General features: G+C 64.2%; 15 protein-coding genes. 8 read left to right on the top strand and 7 right to left on the bottom strand.

Annotated features, from left to right (window positions below; all coding sequences use genetic code 11):
* Window positions 1-17: 17 nt before the first annotated feature.
* The 5 genes from mltB to lipB all read left to right on the top strand — a co-directional run bounded on the left by mltB (window position 18) and on the right by lipB (window position 4305).
* Window positions 18-1028 (top strand): lytic murein transglycosylase B, encoded by a 1011-nt coding sequence (mltB, locus tag R3355_RS02880; protein WP_318947960.1) that lies wholly within the window; start codon window positions 18-20, stop codon window positions 1026-1028.
* Window positions 1028-2026, top strand: a complete 999-nt coding sequence (locus R3355_RS02875; RefSeq protein ID WP_318947962.1) for a septal ring lytic transglycosylase RlpA family protein — start codon at window positions 1028-1030, stop codon at window positions 2024-2026. Before mltB ends, R3355_RS02875 begins: the two co-directional genes overlap by 1 nt.
* Before the next feature lie 118 nt (window positions 2027-2144).
* Window positions 2145-3305 carry a D-alanyl-D-alanine carboxypeptidase family protein gene (locus R3355_RS02870; RefSeq protein ID WP_318959976.1) on the top strand — a complete coding sequence of 387 codons (1161 nt, stop codon included), beginning with the start codon at window positions 2145-2147 and terminating at the stop codon, window positions 3303-3305.
* Between the two features lie 71 nt (window positions 3306-3376).
* On the top strand, window positions 3377-3652 hold the full coding sequence (locus tag R3355_RS02865; protein ID WP_318959975.1) for a DUF493 domain-containing protein: 276 nt from the start codon (window positions 3377-3379) through the stop codon (window positions 3650-3652).
* Window positions 3652-4305, top strand: a complete 654-nt coding sequence (lipB, locus tag R3355_RS02860) for a lipoyl(octanoyl) transferase LipB (protein WP_318959974.1) — start codon at window positions 3652-3654, stop codon at window positions 4303-4305. Before R3355_RS02865 ends, lipB begins: the two co-directional genes overlap by 1 nt.
* 284 nt (window positions 4306-4589) lie before the next feature.
* Here the strand turns inward: lipB and lipA are convergent, their stop codons facing one another.
* Window positions 4590-5642: a lipoyl synthase gene (lipA, locus tag R3355_RS02855; RefSeq protein ID WP_318959973.1), complete on the bottom strand. Its 1053-nt coding sequence runs from the start codon at window positions 5640-5642 to the stop codon at window positions 4590-4592.
* A 317-nt stretch (window positions 5643-5959) separates the two neighbouring features.
* Here lipA and R3355_RS02850 point away from each other — a divergent pair, with 317 nt between their 5' ends.
* Complete coding sequence (locus tag R3355_RS02850; RefSeq protein ID WP_318959972.1) at window positions 5960-6922, top strand: formate/nitrite transporter family protein; 963 nt, start codon at window positions 5960-5962, stop codon at window positions 6920-6922.
* Window positions 6923-7007: 85 nt separating this feature from the next.
* On the opposite strand, the gene R3355_RS02845 is transcribed toward R3355_RS02850, so the two are convergent.
* The 5 genes from R3355_RS02845 to leuS form a co-directional block, all read right to left on the bottom strand.
* Entirely contained in the window at window positions 7008-8300 is a 1293-nt protein-coding gene (locus R3355_RS02845) for a lytic murein transglycosylase (protein WP_318959971.1), read from the bottom strand.
* 74 nt (window positions 8301-8374) lie between these two features.
* Window positions 8375-8533: an alternative ribosome rescue factor ArfA gene (arfA, locus tag R3355_RS02840; RefSeq protein ID WP_318950736.1), complete on the bottom strand. Its 159-nt coding sequence runs from the start codon at window positions 8531-8533 to the stop codon at window positions 8375-8377.
* 184 nt (window positions 8534-8717) lie between these two features.
* Window positions 8718-9764 carry a DNA polymerase III subunit delta gene (gene holA / locus R3355_RS02835; protein ID WP_318959970.1) on the bottom strand — a complete coding sequence of 349 codons (1047 nt, stop codon included), beginning with the start codon at window positions 9762-9764 and terminating at the stop codon, window positions 8718-8720.
* Window positions 9765-9800: 36 nt separating this feature from the next.
* Window positions 9801-10412 carry an LPS assembly lipoprotein LptE gene (gene lptE, locus R3355_RS02830; RefSeq protein WP_318959969.1) on the bottom strand — a complete coding sequence of 204 codons (612 nt, stop codon included), beginning with the start codon at window positions 10410-10412 and terminating at the stop codon, window positions 9801-9803.
* Between the two features lie 75 nt (window positions 10413-10487).
* Window positions 10488-13094, bottom strand: coding sequence for a leucine--tRNA ligase (gene leuS / locus R3355_RS02825; protein WP_318959968.1), 2607 nt, complete (start codon window positions 13092-13094; stop codon window positions 10488-10490).
* Window positions 13095-13296: 202 nt separating this feature from the next.
* On the opposite strand from leuS, the gene R3355_RS02820 reads away from it, so the two are divergent.
* Window positions 13297-13743 (top strand): hypothetical protein, encoded by a 447-nt coding sequence (locus tag R3355_RS02820; protein ID WP_318959967.1) that lies wholly within the window; start codon window positions 13297-13299, stop codon window positions 13741-13743.
* 26 nt (window positions 13744-13769) lie between these two features.
* Complete coding sequence (locus R3355_RS02815) at window positions 13770-14537, top strand: YdcF family protein (protein WP_318959966.1); 768 nt, start codon at window positions 13770-13772, stop codon at window positions 14535-14537.
* A gap of 278 nt (window positions 14538-14815) precedes the next feature.
* On the opposite strand, the gene lnt is transcribed toward R3355_RS02815, so the two are convergent.
* Window positions 14816-16336 carry an apolipoprotein N-acyltransferase gene (lnt, locus tag R3355_RS02810; RefSeq protein ID WP_318959965.1) on the bottom strand — a complete coding sequence of 507 codons (1521 nt, stop codon included), beginning with the start codon at window positions 16334-16336 and terminating at the stop codon, window positions 14816-14818.
* Window positions 16337-16400: the final 64 nt, after the last annotated feature.

Raw genomic sequence — 16400 nt, 5'->3', positions numbered from 1 at the left:
TTGGGGTTATGAATTCAATGCATATATTGCGTGGCTGGGCTGCACGGCAAACACATTGGCTCGGTCTGGCCGCCGCCTTCGCTGTGGTTCAGCCGGCGCTTGCCGCCGATTACCAGGATTCGCCGCAGGTCGGCGAGTTCATCGCCGAGATGAACCGTGATTATGGTTTTGCCTCGGAGCAACTAGGGCGCCTGTTCGCCGCAGTGCAGCGCAAGCAGTCGATTCTCGACGCCATTTCGCGCCCGGCGGAGAAGGTCAAACCCTGGAAGGAATATCGGCCGATCTTCATTACCGACTCGCGCATCGCCCGTGGCGTGGATTTCTGGCGTGAGCATGCCGCGACCCTGGCGCGCGCCGAGGCCGAATACGGCGTGCCGGCACAGGTGATAGTGGCAATCATCGGCGTTGAAACCTTTTACGGTGGCAACACCGGCAGCTTCAGGGTGATGGATGCACTCTCGACCCTGGCCTTCGATTACCCGCCGCGCGCGCCCTTCTTTCGCAAGGAGTTGCGCGAATTCCTCATGCTCTCGCGTGAGGAACAGGTCGATCCGATGACTCTCAAGGGGTCCTACGCCGGGGCCATGGGCTTGCCGCAATTCATGCCGAGCAGTTTCCGCGCCTACGCGGTGGACTTCGACGGCGACGGCCATATCAATATCTGGACCAATCCGGTGGATGCCATCGGCAGTGTGGCCAGCTACTTCAAGCGCCACGGCTGGCTGCCCGGCGAGCCGGTAGTCAGCGTCGCTACGGTCGCCGGCGAACAGGTCGAACAGGGCCTGAGCGCGGGCCTCGATCCGCAGATGAACGTCGACGAGTTGCGCCGCCTCGGCTGGACCAGCAGCGATGAGCTGGACGGCGAAATGCCGGTCACCGCTTTCCGTCTCGAAGGTGCCGAGGGCGACGAGTACTGGCTGGGGCTGCCGAACTTCTTCGTCATCACCCGCTATAACCGCAGCGTGATGTACGCCATGGCGGTCAATCAGTTGGCCGAATCGCTGGTCGACGCACGAGGGGCCAATTAATGTCGGGATTGCCGTTCAGGTTTGCTGCCTACTCTGCTCTCGCGCTCTTGTTGGCGAGTTGCACGTCCACCCGGGCACCGCAGCCGGTGGCGCCGGTCAAGCCGAGCGCGGCTATCAGTGGTCCTGGCGACTTCAGTCGCCCACACAAGGACGGCGCGCCCTGGTGGGATGTCGATGTTTCGCTGATCCCGGATGCCGTCCCCATGCCGCATTATGGCCGGGTCAAGGCCAGCCCCTATGTGGTGTTCGGCAAGCAGTACTACCCGATTCCCGACGCGCGTCGCTATCAGGCGACAGGTCCGGCGTCCTGGTACGGCACCAAGTTCCACGGTCAGGCCACCGCCAACGGCGAAACCTACGACCTGTACGGGATGACCGCCGCGCACAAGACCCTGCCGCTACCCAGCTACGTGCGGGTGACCAACCTGGAAAACGGCAAGAGTGCGATTCTGCGGGTCAACGACCGCGGCCCGTTCTATTCGGACCGGATCATCGATCTGTCCTTTGCCGCCGCGAAGAAACTCGGCTATGCCGAGAGCGGTACGGCGCGGGTCAAGGTCGAGGGTATCGATCCCCATGAGTGGTGGGCCCAACGAGGGCAACCGGTACCACTGGTGCTGGCCGCGCAATCGGCCCAGGTCAAGACTGTTGTTCAGCCGGTTGCTCAGCCGCTCGAAAAGTACTCGCCACCCGCCCAGCAGCATGCTGCGGCCGTACTGCCGGTGCAGATAGACGCAAAAAAAAACGCTTCAGACGCAGCCTCTGGCCTGTATCTCCAGGTGGGCGCCTTCGCCAACCCGGACGCTGCGGAGTTGCTCAAGGCCAAGTTGAGCGATACGGTGGCTGCCCCGGTGTTCATCAGTTCAGTGGTGCACAACCAGCAGATTCTCCATCGCGTGCGTCTGGGGCCGGTGAGCAGCCAGGGCGAGGCTGAGCAATTGCAACTCAGCGTGCGCCTGGCCAACCTCGGTCAGCCGAGGCTGGTCAAGGCGGATTGAGCCGGCACTTATCGGTCCGTTCCCGGACTAAGTATGCAGCCGCAGCCGGGTTCGGCTGCCAGCGTCACCCCATGTGCCCTTTCGGGCCTGTACGACCATTAGCTACCTAGAGAGACGGATGAATATCACCAGCTTTGCCCAACGCGTTTTCTTCTCACTCCTGCTGCTCGTTGCGCCCGCCGCCTGGGCCAGCCAGATGGTGATTCCGGCGCCGCCGCAACTGGCCGCCAAATCCTATGTGCTGATGGATGCCGTCAGCGGCAATGTCCTTATCGAGCACAATGCCGACGAGCGTCTGCCGCCGGCCAGCCTGACCAAGATGATGACTGCCTACCTGGCGACCCTGGACATCAACCGCGGCCAGATCAAGGAAGGCGACATGGTGCGCATCAGCGAGAGGGCCTGGCGTATGGGCGGCTCGAAGATGTTCATCGAGGTCGGCAAGGAAGTCTCGGTCGATGACCTGCTGCACGGCGTCATCATCCAGTCCGGCAATGACGCCAGCGTGGCGATTGCCGAGCACATCGCCGGCAGCGAAGAGGCCTTCGCCGACATGATGAACGCCACTGCCGAGCGCCTGGGCATGAGCAACAGCCAGTTTCGCAACGCCACCGGCTGGCCGGACCCGGAGCATTACTCTTCGGCCAAGGACATGGCCAGGCTGGCGCGGGCGATCATCTACGAAGATCCGCAGCACTACGCCATCTATGCGCAGAAGGAATTCCTCTGGAACGGCATCAAGCAGCCCAACCGCAACCTGCTGCTGTGGCGCGACAAGACCGTCGACGGCCTGAAGACCGGGCATACCGAAGAAGCCGGCTATTGTCTGGTGTCCTCCGCGGTGCGCGACGGCATGCGCCTGATCGCCGTGGTCTTCGGCACCTCCAGTGAACAGGCCCGTGCCGCCGAGACGCAGAAGCTGCTGACCTATGGTTTCCGCTTCTTCGAGACCCGCACCTTCTATCAGAAAGGTGTCGAGTTGGCTCAGACCCAGGTCTGGAAAGGCGCCACTCGACAGCTCAAGGCTGGCCTGGCCAGTGACCTGACCCTGACCATGGCGAAAGGCCAACTGGACAAGCTGCAAGCCGGTATGACCCTCAATCCGCAACTGATTGCACCGATCCAGCAAGGTGATGTGATCGGCAAGGTCGAAGTCAAGCTGGGTGACGAGGTGGTGCACAGCGCCGATCTGGTGGCCCTGGAAACCGTCGAGGAAGGCGGCCTGTTCCGGCGTCTGTGGGATAGCATTCGTCTTTTCTTCTTCGGCTTGTTCAACTGATATCGTGACCAGCACGTCCCCTGGCGAACCGCCGGGGCGTTGTTGCCACGGCTTACGAGGCCGTTACTGCCATGAGTCAAGCTGACGTCAAATCGCACAAAATCGAATTTCCCTGCGCCGACTACCCGATCAAGGTGGTTGGCGACAGTGGTGCCACTTACAAGGACATGGTGATCGAAATCCTCAGCAAATATGCCAAGGTCGATCTCAGTACCCTGGCCGAGCGCCAGAGCAGTAATGGCAAGTACACCACTGTGCAGTTGCACATCGAGGCAACCGGTGAAGACCAGTTGCGCGATATCAATAGCGCCCTGCGCGCGACCGGTATCGTGCACATGGTGCTCTGATGAGCCTGCCGCTCGGCTTTCGCGAGCTCGGCTTGGTCGACTACGAGCCGACCTGGCAGGCCATGCAGTGCTTCACCAATGAGCGTGATGCCGCAACGGCGGATGAAATCTGGCTATTGCAGCATCCGCCGGTGTTTACCCAGGGCCAGGCCGGCAAGGCCGAACACCTGTTGCTGCCTGGCGATATCCCGGTGGTGCAGGTCGATCGCGGCGGCCAGGTGACCTACCACGGCCCCGGCCAACTGGTGGCTTACCTGCTGCTGGATGTGCGCCGGAGCGGCATCGGCGTGCGTGAGCTGGTCAACCGCATCGAGCGCAGCCTGATTGACCTGCTCGCCAGTTACGGCGTCAGCGCCAATGCCAAGCCGGATGCGCCCGGGGTGTACGTGGATGGGGCGAAGATAGCCTCTCTGGGGCTGCGTATCCGCAATGGCCGCTCCTTTCATGGCCTGGCCTTGAACGTGGACATGGATTTGCAGCCGTTCCAGCGCATCAACCCCTGCGGTTACGCCGGCATGGCCATGACCCAGCTGGTCGATCAGGTGGCGGGGCCGGTAGACATATCCGAGGTCAGTGCGCGGCTGCGCGAGCAGCTGGTCAAGCACCTCGACTACGCGCAGCAGCAGACCCTGAAGGGCGCAATAGACTGCTAAGCCTTGGCTTCTCCACCGTACTCAGGGTGTAGCGCCCGGGGAAGCATGACACTGCTTGCAGCGGCCGCAATCGGTAGGGTGCGCTGTGCGCACCAGGCGTCTGTGGCGGCACCGGTGTTGGTGTTGGTGCGCGCGGCGCACCCTATGAAGCCAGCCCCCTACACCTGGGCGCCGATGCCTGAGCGCAACAGAGGATGGGGGCATAGCCATTCTCAATGGCCTGATTGTGGATAAACCAACGCCTGACCCAGGCAAAGCCGGGCGTCAGGCGTTGTGCGGCCCGATCAGTTCAGATTGAGGGTCGGAATCAGGCTGCTGTCGAGTTGCTGGCCCGGCACTGGCACCGGGGCGGCCAGGCCCAGGTTGTTCTTCTCGAACACCTTGTCGGCGCGGTAGCTGGAGCGTACCAGCGGGCCGGCGGCGACTTCCATAAAGCCCTTCTGCAGGCCGAGGTCGCGGAAACGATTGAACTCTTCCGGGCTGACCCAGCGCTTGACCGCCAGGTGATTGCGCGTGGGCTGCAGGTACTGGCCGAGGGTGAGGATGTCCACGCCGATGGCACGCAGGTCATCCATGGTTTCTAGAACTTCCTCGTCGGTCTCGCCCAGGCCCAGCATCAGGCTGGTCTTGGTCAGCATCTGCGGGCGATGGCGCTTGGCGTGCTCGAGCGCGCGCAGGGTCTTCTCGTAGCCGGCGCGAGGGTCGCGTACTTCATGGGTCAGGCGCTTGACCGTCTCGACGTTCTGCGCAAAGACCTCCAGGCCGGAATCCACCACGCGTTCGATGGCTTGCAGGTCACCGTCGAAATCCGGGGTCAGGGCCTCTACCACCACCTGTGGGGTACGCTCCTTGATCGCGCGCACACAGGCGGCGTAGTGGCTTGCGCCGCCGTCGTCCAGATCGTCGCGGTCCACCGAGGTCAGCACGATATAGCGCAGCGCCATCAGCTCCACCGACTTGGCGGTGTTCTGTGGCTCTTCCTGATCCAGCCAGCCGTTGGGGTTGCCTGTATCCACCGCGCAGAAGCGGCAGGCGCGGGTGCATACCGAACCCATCAGCATGATGGTGGCGGTGCCGTTGGACCAGCACTCGCCCATGTTCGGGCAGTGGGATTCCTGGCACACGGTGCTCAGGCGGTGTTCGCCGACATTGCGCTTGACCGCTTCGAAGCGGCTGCCGCCGGGCGCCTTGACCCGCAGCCACTTGGGCTTGGGTTCGAATACCTGGGGTTCGCTTGAGGCGCGGCGCTTCTGCCCGTCCTTGATCGCGGTAGTGCCCTGAGTGGTGCGGAATTTTTCGCCGCTGGCGACGTTTTTAGGCGGGGAGGTATCGGACATCGGCAATCTGGGCTCCGCTAGAGGCTCCGTGGACGAGGCGGCTTGTGGCCGCCGCGCAGTTTATCACAGAAGGTATTTGTCCAGGCTGACGGCCATCCATTGACGGGTGTTCGACTGTTCGCCCGGGGCTGGGTGGCGGATTCAGGCGGTAGAGCTGCAGCCGCACGACCGGTCCGGCGCCGCTGGATGATAGTGACTCCGGTGATGGCCTGTCCCTCGTTTGCGTGACGAGCCTCGACCTGCGCCTGGCGAAATGCCCTGGCTGGTCCAGAATCTGAAGTGGCGCAAGGCGGCGGTCGGCAAGGTGGAAGGTGGCCATGGCCGATTCTGCCCCCCTGGCCTCGGTGCCAGGGCGCTGGACTCCTCTGCTGGTGCGCACTGGGCATGGCGGCATGTTGCGCAAGTCCAGCAGCCTTTCCGGTGGCGCGACGAGCGCGGATTTCGAGGCCCGGGTGGGTCGGGAGAAGGCGATGGCGAAAGAACAGCTGTTCCTCGATGCCTACCAGCCGCGGCAGATCGCCCGGCGCGTGGAGCAAATGGGCGTGGCCAAGGCGCAGGCGGATGTGTTGACGCTGTTGCTGCTGGCGGTGTTGGCCGGTGCCTTCATCTCCCTGGGCGCGCTGCTGTTTACCGTGATCGTCACCGATAGCCAGCTCGGTTTCGGCGTCACTCGCCTGCTCGGTGGCCTGGGATTCTGCCTCGGTCTGGTGTTGGTGGTGGTCGGCGGGGCGGAGCTGTTCACCGGTAACAACCTCCTGGCGATGGCCTGGGCCAGCCGGCTGATCGGCAGTCGCGCGCTGTTGCGCAACTGGTGTCTGGCCTACCTGGGCAATGTGATCGGTTGCCTGGGGACGCTGCTGCTGGTGCTCTGGGCCGATATAGCGGGCATGGGTGGCGGCGCGGTCGGCGAGACGGCCTTGCACATCGCGCGGAGCAAGGCCGATCTGTCGCTGCTCGAAGCCTTTTCCCGGGGCATTCTCAGCAATGTCCTGGTGTGCCTGGCGGTCTGGTTGGCGATGGGTGGGCGCAGCGTCAGCGACAAGATATTGGCCATTCTGTTGCCCATCAGTGCCTTCGTCACCATCGGCTTCGAGCACTCGATTGCCAACTGGTTCTTTCTGCCCTACGGCCTGATCCTGGACGGCGAGGGGCTGATGTCGTTCAGTGGCATTGGCCGAAACCTGCTGGCGGTGACCCTGGGCAACGTGGTCGGCGGCACGCTGCTGGTCGCCGGGGTCTATTGGCTGGCCTATCTGCGCGGCGAGCCCCGGCAACCCTGAGAGGCGGCGAGAACGCTCCCGCCCGCTGCGAGCGCCTCCAAGCGCCCGCTGCGGCGCTCGATATGTTCACAACCTGCGACTGGGCTCAGCGGTGATTGCGCAGGCGTACCAGCAGTTCCTGGGTGGGGTAGCCGTCGGCCGGCCAGCCCTGGCGCAGCTGGAAGGCGCGCACGGCCTTGCGCGTATTGGCGCCAATGATCCCGTCGGCAGGTCCTGGTTCCAGGCCGTTCTGGGCCAGCAATTCCTGCAGCTCGATGCGCTCGCTGCGGCCCAGTTGGCGCTCCTCGCGGGGCCAGGCGGCACGCACGCCATCGCCCCCGCGCAGGCTGTCGGACAGCAGGCCGATAGCCAGGGCGTAGGAGGTCGAGTTGTTGTATTTGAGGATGCTGCGGAAATTGCTCAGCAGCAGAAAGGCCGGGCCGCGATGACCGGCCGGCAGCAGCAGGGTCGCAGTGGTTTCGGCAGCCACGTGCTGGGCTGGCGGATTGAGCGGTTGGACCCCCAGTGCTGTCCACTCGGCCAGGCTGCGGCGCGCTTCCGGGTCGGACAGACTGTAGTCGAAGGCTTGCGGCAGGCGCACCTCATAGCCCCAGGGTTGGCCTTTCTGCCAGCCGGAGGCCTGCAGGTAATGGGCGGCCGAGGCCAGGGCGTCGGCCGAGGAAGTCCAGAGGTCGCGGCGGCCATCGCCGTCGAAGTCCACGGCATGCTCGTTGTAGGTGGTGGGCATGAACTGGGTCTGGCCCATGGCGCCGGCCCAGGAGCCGACCAGGCGTTCCGGAGTGATATCGCCATGCTGGAGAATCTGCAGCACGGCGAGCAGTTGACTGCGCCAGAACACCTGGCGGCGGCCTTCATAGGCCAGGGTGGCGAGCGAGCGGATCACCTTGTGATTGCCGATATTGCTGCCGAAATTGCTCTCCAGGCCCCAGATCGCCACCAGGGTTTCGCGGTCAACGCCGTAACGTGTTTCGATGCGAGCGAGGGTATTGCCGTGCTGCAGCAACAGGCTTTGGCCGCGGGCGACGCGCAGAGGAGAGACAGCGCCATCCAGGTATTCCCATACCGGACGGGTAAACTCCGGTTGGCTGCTGTCGGCGACCAGTACGTCGGGGTTGGGGCTGACGCCGGCGAAGGCACGATCGAACAGCGCGGGGTCGATGCCGGCGGCAATCGCATCGCTGCGCAGCAGGGCACGCCAGTCGGCGAAGCTGAGTTTTGCGGCAGCCGCCGCCGGCTCGGGCTGCTTGTTCGAGGTGCTGCTCGGGCTGTCGGCTACAGTGGCCAGCGATTGCGCGGGCGCTTCGGCACAAGCCGTCAGGAGTAGAAGGAGGCAGGCCGAGGCGATGTGGCTCAGGCTGCGAAGTAGCAGGTTGGGCATGGTGGTCTCAAGGCGTTTTTTTGCAGGCCGCTACCTTAGCATGGTTGGGCTTCCAGGCGGGCCACAGCGGGGTTTCAGGCGACCAGAAGGACAGAAGCCTCCCAGTTTTGCTGGGAGGCTTCGCGGCGGTAGCTGCCTTTGCCTTTGCCGGGTTTTTCCTGACGACAGCGGAACAGCGGCTGGGCGATCAGGGATTTGGCCTTGTTCGGCCTCTGTTTGCGGTTTTTGGCCATGCTGGATCCTCATTGGCGGCCGCGCGACGCGCGGGTGCGTGAATAATGATCCGTTGGTTAAAAAATGTCCAGCTGGCAGCCGGGAGGTCGCAGGGGGCGCTGGACGAACAAGCCGATCGCCAGGTCGCTGGATAAAAATTAGCGCAATCCTTTCCCGTATCCCCAGTTGCAGTCGTGGGCGGGGTTACGGTCCGGGATCGCTGGGCAGGCTCAGGCGTTGTCCGCACAGGCTCAGGGTCAGCAGGCTCAAGCCGTTCCAGGGGTCGCCGACGGCCTGGCCCTTGATCTGCGCGTCGATGCGCTGGGCATCCTGCAGCAGCGCGGCCCAGCGTGCGGCGGAGTGGCGTTGCAGGGCTTTGCTGACCAGTGGGCGGCGCTTGTCCCAGACCGGCGGGCGCGCCGAGCTGAAGGCCTTGTCCAGTGGCATACCCTGGCCGTATTGCTGGGCGATGGTGGCGAGCAGGCGGATTTCGCGGGCCAGGGCCCAGAGAATCACCGGCGGCTCGACCCCTTCGCCGCGCAACCCTTCGAGTATGCGCAGGGCATGGGCGGCTTCGCCATTGAGGGCCGCATCGATCAGGCCGAACACGTCGAAGCGGGCGCTGTCGGCAACCGCAGCGTGCACGGTGCTGACCTCGATCTGCCCACCGTCGGCGAGCAGCTTGAGTTTCTCGATTTCCTGGGCGGCGGCGAGCAGGTTGCCTTCCACTCGCACGGCGATCATCTCGAGCGCTTCCTGGCTGGCGCTCAGGCCGGCCTGGGCCAGGCGTTGGCGAATCCATTGCGGCAGCTGGTGGGCATCCACCGGCCAGATCTGCAGGAACTGACACTGTGGCCCGTCGATCAGGGCCTTGGCCCACTTGGTCTTCTGTGCGCTGCCATCGAGTTTCGGCAGGCTGATCAGCAGCACGGTGTCTTCCGGCGGGCGGGCCAGGTATTCGAGCAGCGCCGTCGCCCCCTTGTCGCCGGGCTTGGCGGACGACATTCGCAGTTCCAGCAGGCGCTTGTCGGCGAACAGCGACATGCTGGCGCCGGCCTGCAGCAGATTGCCCCAGTCGAAGCCCGCATCGGCGTTGAACACCTGGCGTTCGCTGAACGCCTGCTCGCGGGTGGCGGCGCGGATCGCGTCGCAGGCTTCCTGGCACAGCAACGGTTCGTCGCCACTGACCACATACACCGCCGCCAGCTTGCCCTGGAGGTGTTTGCCGAGTTGTGCGGGGTTGAGTTTCATCAGGCGCTAACCGGCGGGGCCGCGGCCCCGTCAGTTCTACTGGCCGGAGGTCGGCAGTTGCACGGGCGACTGCTGCGGTTGCGCGGCTTCACGCTGACGCGCGGCTTCCAGTGCCTCGGCTTCGGCTTTGGCCTTGGCTTCGGCGCTCTGTTGCAGCTGGTCGAGCTGGGTCGGGGTGACCTGTTGCAGGCGCTGGACCAGTTGTTGCACCAGCTCGCGGCGCATTTCGCTGCGCAGTTGCACTGCTTCCTGATCGGAACCGACCAGGTTGTTGCCGTCCTGGGCATAGAAGTTCTGCGCTTCCAGCTGGTTACTGGTCAGCAGCAGATTCTGGGCGCCGCGGATCTCGTAATCGAGGGTCATGGTCAGCTCGTATTCGGCAGTGCGCGTGGAGCTGGTATAGCTGGCGGCGCGCTTGTTTTCCTGCTCGTCGCTCAGCACCAGGTGATAGGCCGCGCCAGGGTGGACGCGCACACCGTTGTCCTGCAGCACCTCACGCACCTGCTTGACCGTGTCGCCATAGGCGTTGCGTGCGCTGACATCGAGTTCCTTGAGGGCGAACTCGACGTCACCGGTGCCGCGCAGCTGGAAGCCGCAGGCGCCGAGCAGCGCAGCGAGGCCGATTACCAACAGATTCCGTTTCATCATCTTTGCTATCCCCTTGGCGAACCTCTCGACGCGCCGCTTTGCGGTCGCGTCGAGTTTTGTCAGTTGGCGACTATTTTAGTTGGCGACTATGTTGACCAGCTTGCCCGGCACCACAATCACTTTACGGATGCTCAGGCCTTCGGTGAAGCGCACTACGTTTTCGTTGGCCCGCGCCGCTGCTTCGACTTCCTCGCGAGTAGCCGAAGCGGGCATCTCGATATGACCGCGCAACTTGCCGTTGACCTGGATCACCAGCTGCAGGCTGTCCTGTACCAGCGCCGACTCATCCACTGCCGGCCACTGGGCGTCGATGATCGCGCCCTGATGGCCGAGTTCCAGCCACAGTTGGTGGCTGATGTGCGGGGTGATCGGGGCCAGCAGCAAGGCCACGCTTTCCAGGCCTTCCTGGAGCAGGGCGCGATCCTGGGCGGTCTCTTGGGCGGCCTTTTCCAGCACGTTCATCAGGGTCATCACCTGGGCGATGGCGGTGTTGAATTTGTGGTGCTGGCCGATATCGACGCTGGCCTGTTTGATCGCCAGGTGAATGGCGCGGCGTACGTCTTTCTGGCTATCGCTCAGGCTTGTCTTGTCCAGCACGCCGGGCAAGCCCTGGCTGACATGGGCCTGGGCCAGGCGCCAGACGCGACGCAGGAAGCGGCTGCCGCCCTCGACGCCGGAGTCCGACCATTCCAGGCTCATGTCCGGTGGCGAGGCGAACATCATGAACAGCCGGCAGGTGTCGGCGCCGTAGGCATCGATCATCGCCTGCGGGTCGACGCCGTTGTTCTTCGACTTGGCCATCTTCTCGGTGCCGCCGATTTCCACCGGCATGCCGTCGCTTTTCAGCTTGGCGGCGATGACCTTGCCCTTGGCATCGCGCTCGATTTCCACGTCGGCCGGGTTGAACCAGTCCTTGCCGCCATTATCCAGGGTGCGGTAATAGGTGTCGGCAATGACCATGCCCTGGGTCAGCAGGTTCTTGAACGGTTCGTCGGAGTTGAGCAGGCCTTCGTCACGCATCAGCTTGTGGAAGAAGCGTGCGTAGAGCAGGTGCAGAATCGCGTGTTCGATACCGCCGATGTACTGATCCACCGGCAGCCAGTGGTCGGCGGCGGCCGGGTCGACCATGCCCTTGCTGTACTGCGGCGAGGCGTAGCGGGCGAAGTACCAGGACGATTCGACGAAGGTGTCCATGGTGTCGGTTTCGCGCTTGGCCGCTGCGCCGCATTTCGGGCAGCTGCATTGGTAGAAGTTCGGCATGCGCGCCAGTGGCGAACCGGCGCCGTCCGGTACTACGTCTTCGGGCAGCACTACCGGCAACTGGTCTTCCGGCACCGGCACGTCGCCGCAGCTGTCGCAATGAATGATCGGGATCGGGCAGCCCCAGTAGCGCTGCCGGCTGATACCCCAGTCGCGCAGGCGGAACTGGGTGCGCGATTGACCGAGATTCTTCTTCTGCAGGGCGACTTCGATGGCGTCGAAGGCACCCGGGAAATCCAGGTCGTCGAAATCGCCGGAGTTGATCAGGCTGCCGTGCTCGCCATAGGCGTCCTGCCAGGGCGCTGGGGTTTCATCGCCGGCACTGGTGCGGATCACCGGCTTGATTGGCAGGTCGTACTTGTGGGCGAATTCGAAATCGCGTTCGTCGTGGGCTGGAACGGCCATGACCGCGCCGTCGCCGTAATGGATCAATACGTAGTTGGCGACCCAGACCGGCAGCTTTTCGCCGGTGAGCGGATGCTCGACGAACAGGCCGGTGGGCAGGCCTTTCTTTTCCTGGGTGGCGATGTCGGCTTCGGCCACGCTGCCACTTTTGCACTCGTGGATAAAGGCTTGCAATTGCGCGTTGTTCTGCGCGGCAAGCGTCGCCAGGTGGTGTTCGGCGGCCACCGCGACGTAGGTCGCGCCCATCAGGGTGTCGGGGCGGGTGGTGAAGACCTTCAGCGCGCCGCTCTCGCCGATGCTGGCGACGTCATAGGGGAAGCTGACTTCCATGCCGCGGGATTTGCCGATCCAGTTGCGCTGCATGGTCTTGACCTGTTCCGGCCAGCCATCCAGATCGTCCAGGCTGCTCAAGAGCTCTTCCGCGTAGGCGGTGATCTTGAAGTAGTACATGGGGATTTCGCGTTTTTCGATGACCGCGCCGGAGCGCCAGCCGCGGCCGTCAATGACCTGCTCGTTGGCCAGTACGGTCTGATCCACCGGGTCCCAGTTGACCGTGCCGTTCTTGCGGTAGATCACACCTTTCTCGAACAGGCGGGTGAACAGCCATTGTTCCCAGCGGTAGTAGTCCGGCTTGCAGGTGGTCACTTCGCGCGACCAGTCGACCGCCAGACCCAGGCTTTTTAGCTGGGTCTTCATGTACTCGATGTTTTCGTAGGTCCACTTGGCGGGCGCGACCTTGTTCTTCATCGCGGCGTTTTCTGCCGGCATGCCGAACGCGTCCCAGCCCATCGGCTGCAGCACGTTCTTGCCGAGCATGCGCTGGTAGCGGGCGATCACGTCACCAATGGTGTAGTTGCGCACATGGCCCATGTGCAACTTGCCACTGGGGTAGGGGAACATCGACAGGCAATAGAAGGTTTCCTTGCCTGGCTGTTCGCTCACTACAAAGGATTTTTGCGAGTCCCAGTGGGATTGCGCGGCGGCTTCGATTTCACGTGGCTGATACTGTTCGTGCATGGCTACTGGCGCTAAGGAAAGGGGCTTTCGGGAAACGCCGTAGCATACATGACCCCTCGCAACTGAGGGAAACCCTGATTGCACTGCACGGCAGGCGCCAAGGCCGGCGCATCGCCGTTTGTCGCGGCGTCGGGCTGGTTCAAGGCCTGCCGCTAAGCTTGTTATAGAAGTTCGATGATCGGGGCCAGCATGAGGTGACTGGATGGCTGAATTGCGACGCACAGAGGCGTCGGCTGGTCTGTATGAGCGGTTGTTGCAGCGCCTGTCAGTGGCGCTGGATGAAGCCGATAATATGGCTCGCCTGTCTACCAAAGTGCCGGATGAGTTGGAGTTGCGCGACCTGACCGCAGCCGAATTGGAGTTGATTCGTGCCTATCTGGATCATGACCTGAATTGGTTGCGTGGTTGGCATGCCGCTGCCGAGGAGTTGGCGGTGATCGAGCGCTGGCCCGTGCGCGCAGCCAAGGCCAGCCGTGTGCCGCTGAAACCGGCGGTCAAGCCACTCGGCAAAGTGAAGCCGCTGGTCAGGCGCCGTGTGCAACTGTGCTGCGCGCTCTGCGGCGTGGTTGCCAGTTGGCGGCCGGGACAGGATGTGCACGCCTGTCTTTCGTGTGGCTCGCAGCTGTTCCGGGCACGCGATCCCCGTTAGGCTGCTGGGCACCTGAGAGGTGTCCAATGCCTATTCGCTACATGCTTAAACAACTGCTGATGCCGCCGGGCGTGCTGCTGCTCGCGCTGCTTGTTGCCTGGTGGTTGCGCAAGCGTTTTCCACGCGTGGCCGCCGCCTGTTTCGGTCTGGCGATCGGCGGGTTGTGGTTGATGAGCCTGCCGGTCGTGGTGGAGTGGTCGGCGCGCCTGCTGGAGTCTGAGCCGGCGCTGGCCGAGGCCCGCTGGACCGATCTGGCGCAGCAGGTGGAGGCGGTTGTCGTGCTTGGAGGCGGACGCGAGCAGGGTGATCCGGCCTGGGACGGCGATCAGCCCAGCTCGATGGCCATGCAGCGCTTGCGCTATGCCGCGCGCCTGGCCAAGGCCTCGGGCGTGCCGCTGGCGACCAGTGGCGGCCTGCATTATGGTCAGCCGCCCAGTGAGGCCGCGCTGGCGGCGCAGGTGTTGAGGCGCGACTTCGGCGTGGCGGTGCGCTGGCAGGAAGAGGCGAGTCGCACGACCTGGGAGAACGCGACCCGCAGCGCCGAACTGTTGCACAAGGACGGGGTCAGGCGTGTGTTGCTGGTCACCCAGGCCTGGCATATGCCGAGGGCGCGCTGGTGTTTCGAGCAGGCGGGGTTTGAGGTGCTGGCGGCGCCGGTTGGGTTTCTCGGCGTAGCCAACGGCCGCCCGGCGGGCGGCTGGCTGCCGGAAAGCAAGGCGTTGTGGCAGAGCAGCCTGTTGCTCAACGAGGCGCTGGGCTTGTTGATCTATCCGCTGGTCTACGGCCGGCCGTAGGAGCAGCGGGGGCCCCTGGCCCATGCCCGCGATGCTTTTGCTTGGCTATGTGCCCGTCAGGTGTTGCATACAATGGGGCGGGCGCATCGTAGGAGCGGGCCATGCCCGCGAAACAGCTGTCGTGGCCATGGGCCGCTCCTACGGTGTCGACCTAATCCAACACACAATGGGGACATAGCCTTTTGATTGCTCCCAGGGAGCACGGCCTGTGACGCTCCGCGTCAGGGGGAGCGTGCAATGACGCGGAGCATGGGGGCGATCAAGCTTGCAACTGTCCCCTACAGCGTCCTGGCCATGCGTCCGGCCAGCAGCGCCCAGGCGAGCAGCAGGGTGCAGAGGATCAGCAGCGGCCAGCCGCGCCAGTACAAATAAGGTGTCAACTGTTGCATGGGCACCACCTCGCCATAGAGCACGCCTTGTTCGAACTGCGGCAGTTGCTCGGTGATCCGGCCGAAGGGGTCGATCAGCACGGTCATGCCGTTGTTGGTCGCGCGGATCATCCAGCGACCGGCTTCGAGGGCGCGCATCTGGGCCATCTGCAAGTGCTGCAGCGGGCCGATCGAGCGGCCGAACCAGGCGTCATTGCTCACCGTCAGCAGCAGTTCGCTCTGTGCGGCGAGCCCCGCGGCGAACTCCGGGTAGACCACTTCGTAGCAGATGAAGGTGGCGATCTTGTAGCCCTTGGCCTGCAGCAGCGGCTGCTCGGCCGAGCCGCGGGCAAAGTCCGACATCGGCAGGTTGAAGAAGGCGATCAGCCCGCGCAGCACCTCCTGCAGAGGCACGTACTCGCCGAAGGGCACCAGTTTCTGCTTGAGGTAGTCGCCTTCGCCCTGGCCGAACACGCTGACGGCATTGTAGTAGCGCGGCTCGCCACGCTCGTTGGCCTGGCGGATCGGTACGCCGGTGATCAGTGCGGCCTGGCGTTCGCTGGCGAAGCGATCCATGGCCTGGAGGTAGCCTGCGGCCTGCGCCTTGAGCACCGGCACGGCAGTCTCCGGCCAGATGATCAGGTCGGTCGGTTCGGCGCTGAAGCTCAGGTCGCGGTACAGCGCCAGCTGGGCGTTGAGCTGGGCCGGATCCCACTTCAGGTTCTGTTCGATATTGCCCTGCATGGCCGCGACCTTGAGCGGTTCGCCGGCAGGCGTGGTCCAGGCGTGGCCCTTGAGGGCGAGGCCGGCAACCCAGGGGGCGGCCAGCAGTACTATGGCTGTGGCGAGAAAGGCCTTGCGCGCGCGCAGCTGCACCAGGTTGACCAGCAGAGCTGCGCTCAAGGCCAGGACGAAAGACAGCAACCATACCCCGCCGACGGGCGCGAGTCCGGCCAATGGGCCGTCGAGCTGGCTGTAGCCGGCGTAGAGCCAGGGAAAGCCGGTGAGGAACCAGCTACGGAAGGCTTCCTGGGTCAGCCACAGGGCGGCGAAGGCCAGGGCGTCTGCCAGCGGTGCTTCGCTGCGGCGCAGCCAGCGCGCCCACAGCCAGGCGGCCAGGGCCAGCAACAGGCCCAGGCCGGCGACGAAGCCGAGGGTCAGAAAGGCCGCCAGGGCCGGCGAGGCGGCACCGTAGTCGTGGATGCTGACGTAGACCCAGCTGGTGCCGGCGGCGAACAGGCCGAAACCGTAGTACCAACCGCGCCACGCTGCCTGGCGTGGGTTCAAGTCGCGCAGACCGAGATAAAACAGGGCAATCGAGAGCAGTGCCAGTGGCCACAGGTCGAACGGTGCCAGCGCCAGCGGGGTGATGGCGCCAGCCGCCAGGGCGATCAGGTTGCCCGGCCAGCCGGAACGAGTTATCCAGTGCATTGAATGCAGATCCTTGGATTGGAGGTGGCGCAAGGGTAGAGCGGAATGCGGAAGGGGGGAAGGT

It is taken from the genome of Pseudomonas sp. (assembly GCF_033723075.1).
In the GTDB taxonomy this organism is placed as follows: domain Bacteria; phylum Pseudomonadota; class Gammaproteobacteria; order Pseudomonadales; family Pseudomonadaceae; genus Aquipseudomonas.
The sequence above is the reverse complement of the archived record's forward strand: the minus strand, read 5'-3'. Positions and strand labels throughout refer to the sequence as shown.

Excerpts from the sequence above, each read along its gene's own strand:
- R3355_RS02845 (WP_318959971.1), bottom strand. The coding sequence starts at position 8,300 with ATGCCCAACCTGCTACTTCGCAGCCTGAGCCACATCGCCTCGGCCTGC.
- lptE (WP_318959969.1), bottom strand. The coding sequence starts at position 10,412 with ATGATGAAACGGAATCTGTTGGTAATCGGCCTCGCTGCGCTGCTCGGC.
- lipA (WP_318959973.1), bottom strand. The coding sequence starts at position 5,642 with ATGTCCGATACCTCCCCGCCTAAAAACGTCGCCAGCGGCGAAAAATTC.
- R3355_RS02850 (WP_318959972.1), top strand. The coding sequence starts at position 5,960 with ATGGCCGATTCTGCCCCCCTGGCCTCGGTGCCAGGGCGCTGGACTCCT.
- lipB (WP_318959974.1), top strand. The coding sequence starts at position 3,652 with ATGAGCCTGCCGCTCGGCTTTCGCGAGCTCGGCTTGGTCGACTACGAG.
- holA (WP_318959970.1), bottom strand. The coding sequence starts at position 9,764 with ATGAAACTCAACCCCGCACAACTCGGCAAACACCTCCAGGGCAAGCTG.
- R3355_RS02875 (WP_318947962.1), top strand. The coding sequence starts at position 1,028 with ATGTCGGGATTGCCGTTCAGGTTTGCTGCCTACTCTGCTCTCGCGCTC.
- mltB (WP_318947960.1), top strand. The coding sequence starts at position 18 with ATGCATATATTGCGTGGCTGGGCTGCACGGCAAACACATTGGCTCGGT.
- arfA (WP_318950736.1), bottom strand. The coding sequence starts at position 8,533 with ATGGCCAAAAACCGCAAACAGAGGCCGAACAAGGCCAAATCCCTGATC.
- R3355_RS02870 (WP_318959976.1), top strand. The coding sequence starts at position 2,145 with ATGAATATCACCAGCTTTGCCCAACGCGTTTTCTTCTCACTCCTGCTG.
- leuS (WP_318959968.1), bottom strand. The coding sequence starts at position 13,094 with ATGCACGAACAGTATCAGCCACGTGAAATCGAAGCCGCCGCGCAATCC.
- R3355_RS02820 (WP_318959967.1), top strand. The coding sequence starts at position 13,297 with ATGGCTGAATTGCGACGCACAGAGGCGTCGGCTGGTCTGTATGAGCGG.
- R3355_RS02815 (WP_318959966.1), top strand. The coding sequence starts at position 13,770 with ATGCCTATTCGCTACATGCTTAAACAACTGCTGATGCCGCCGGGCGTG.
- lnt (WP_318959965.1), bottom strand. The coding sequence starts at position 16,336 with ATGCACTGGATAACTCGTTCCGGCTGGCCGGGCAACCTGATCGCCCTG.
- R3355_RS02865 (WP_318959975.1), top strand. The coding sequence starts at position 3,377 with ATGAGTCAAGCTGACGTCAAATCGCACAAAATCGAATTTCCCTGCGCC.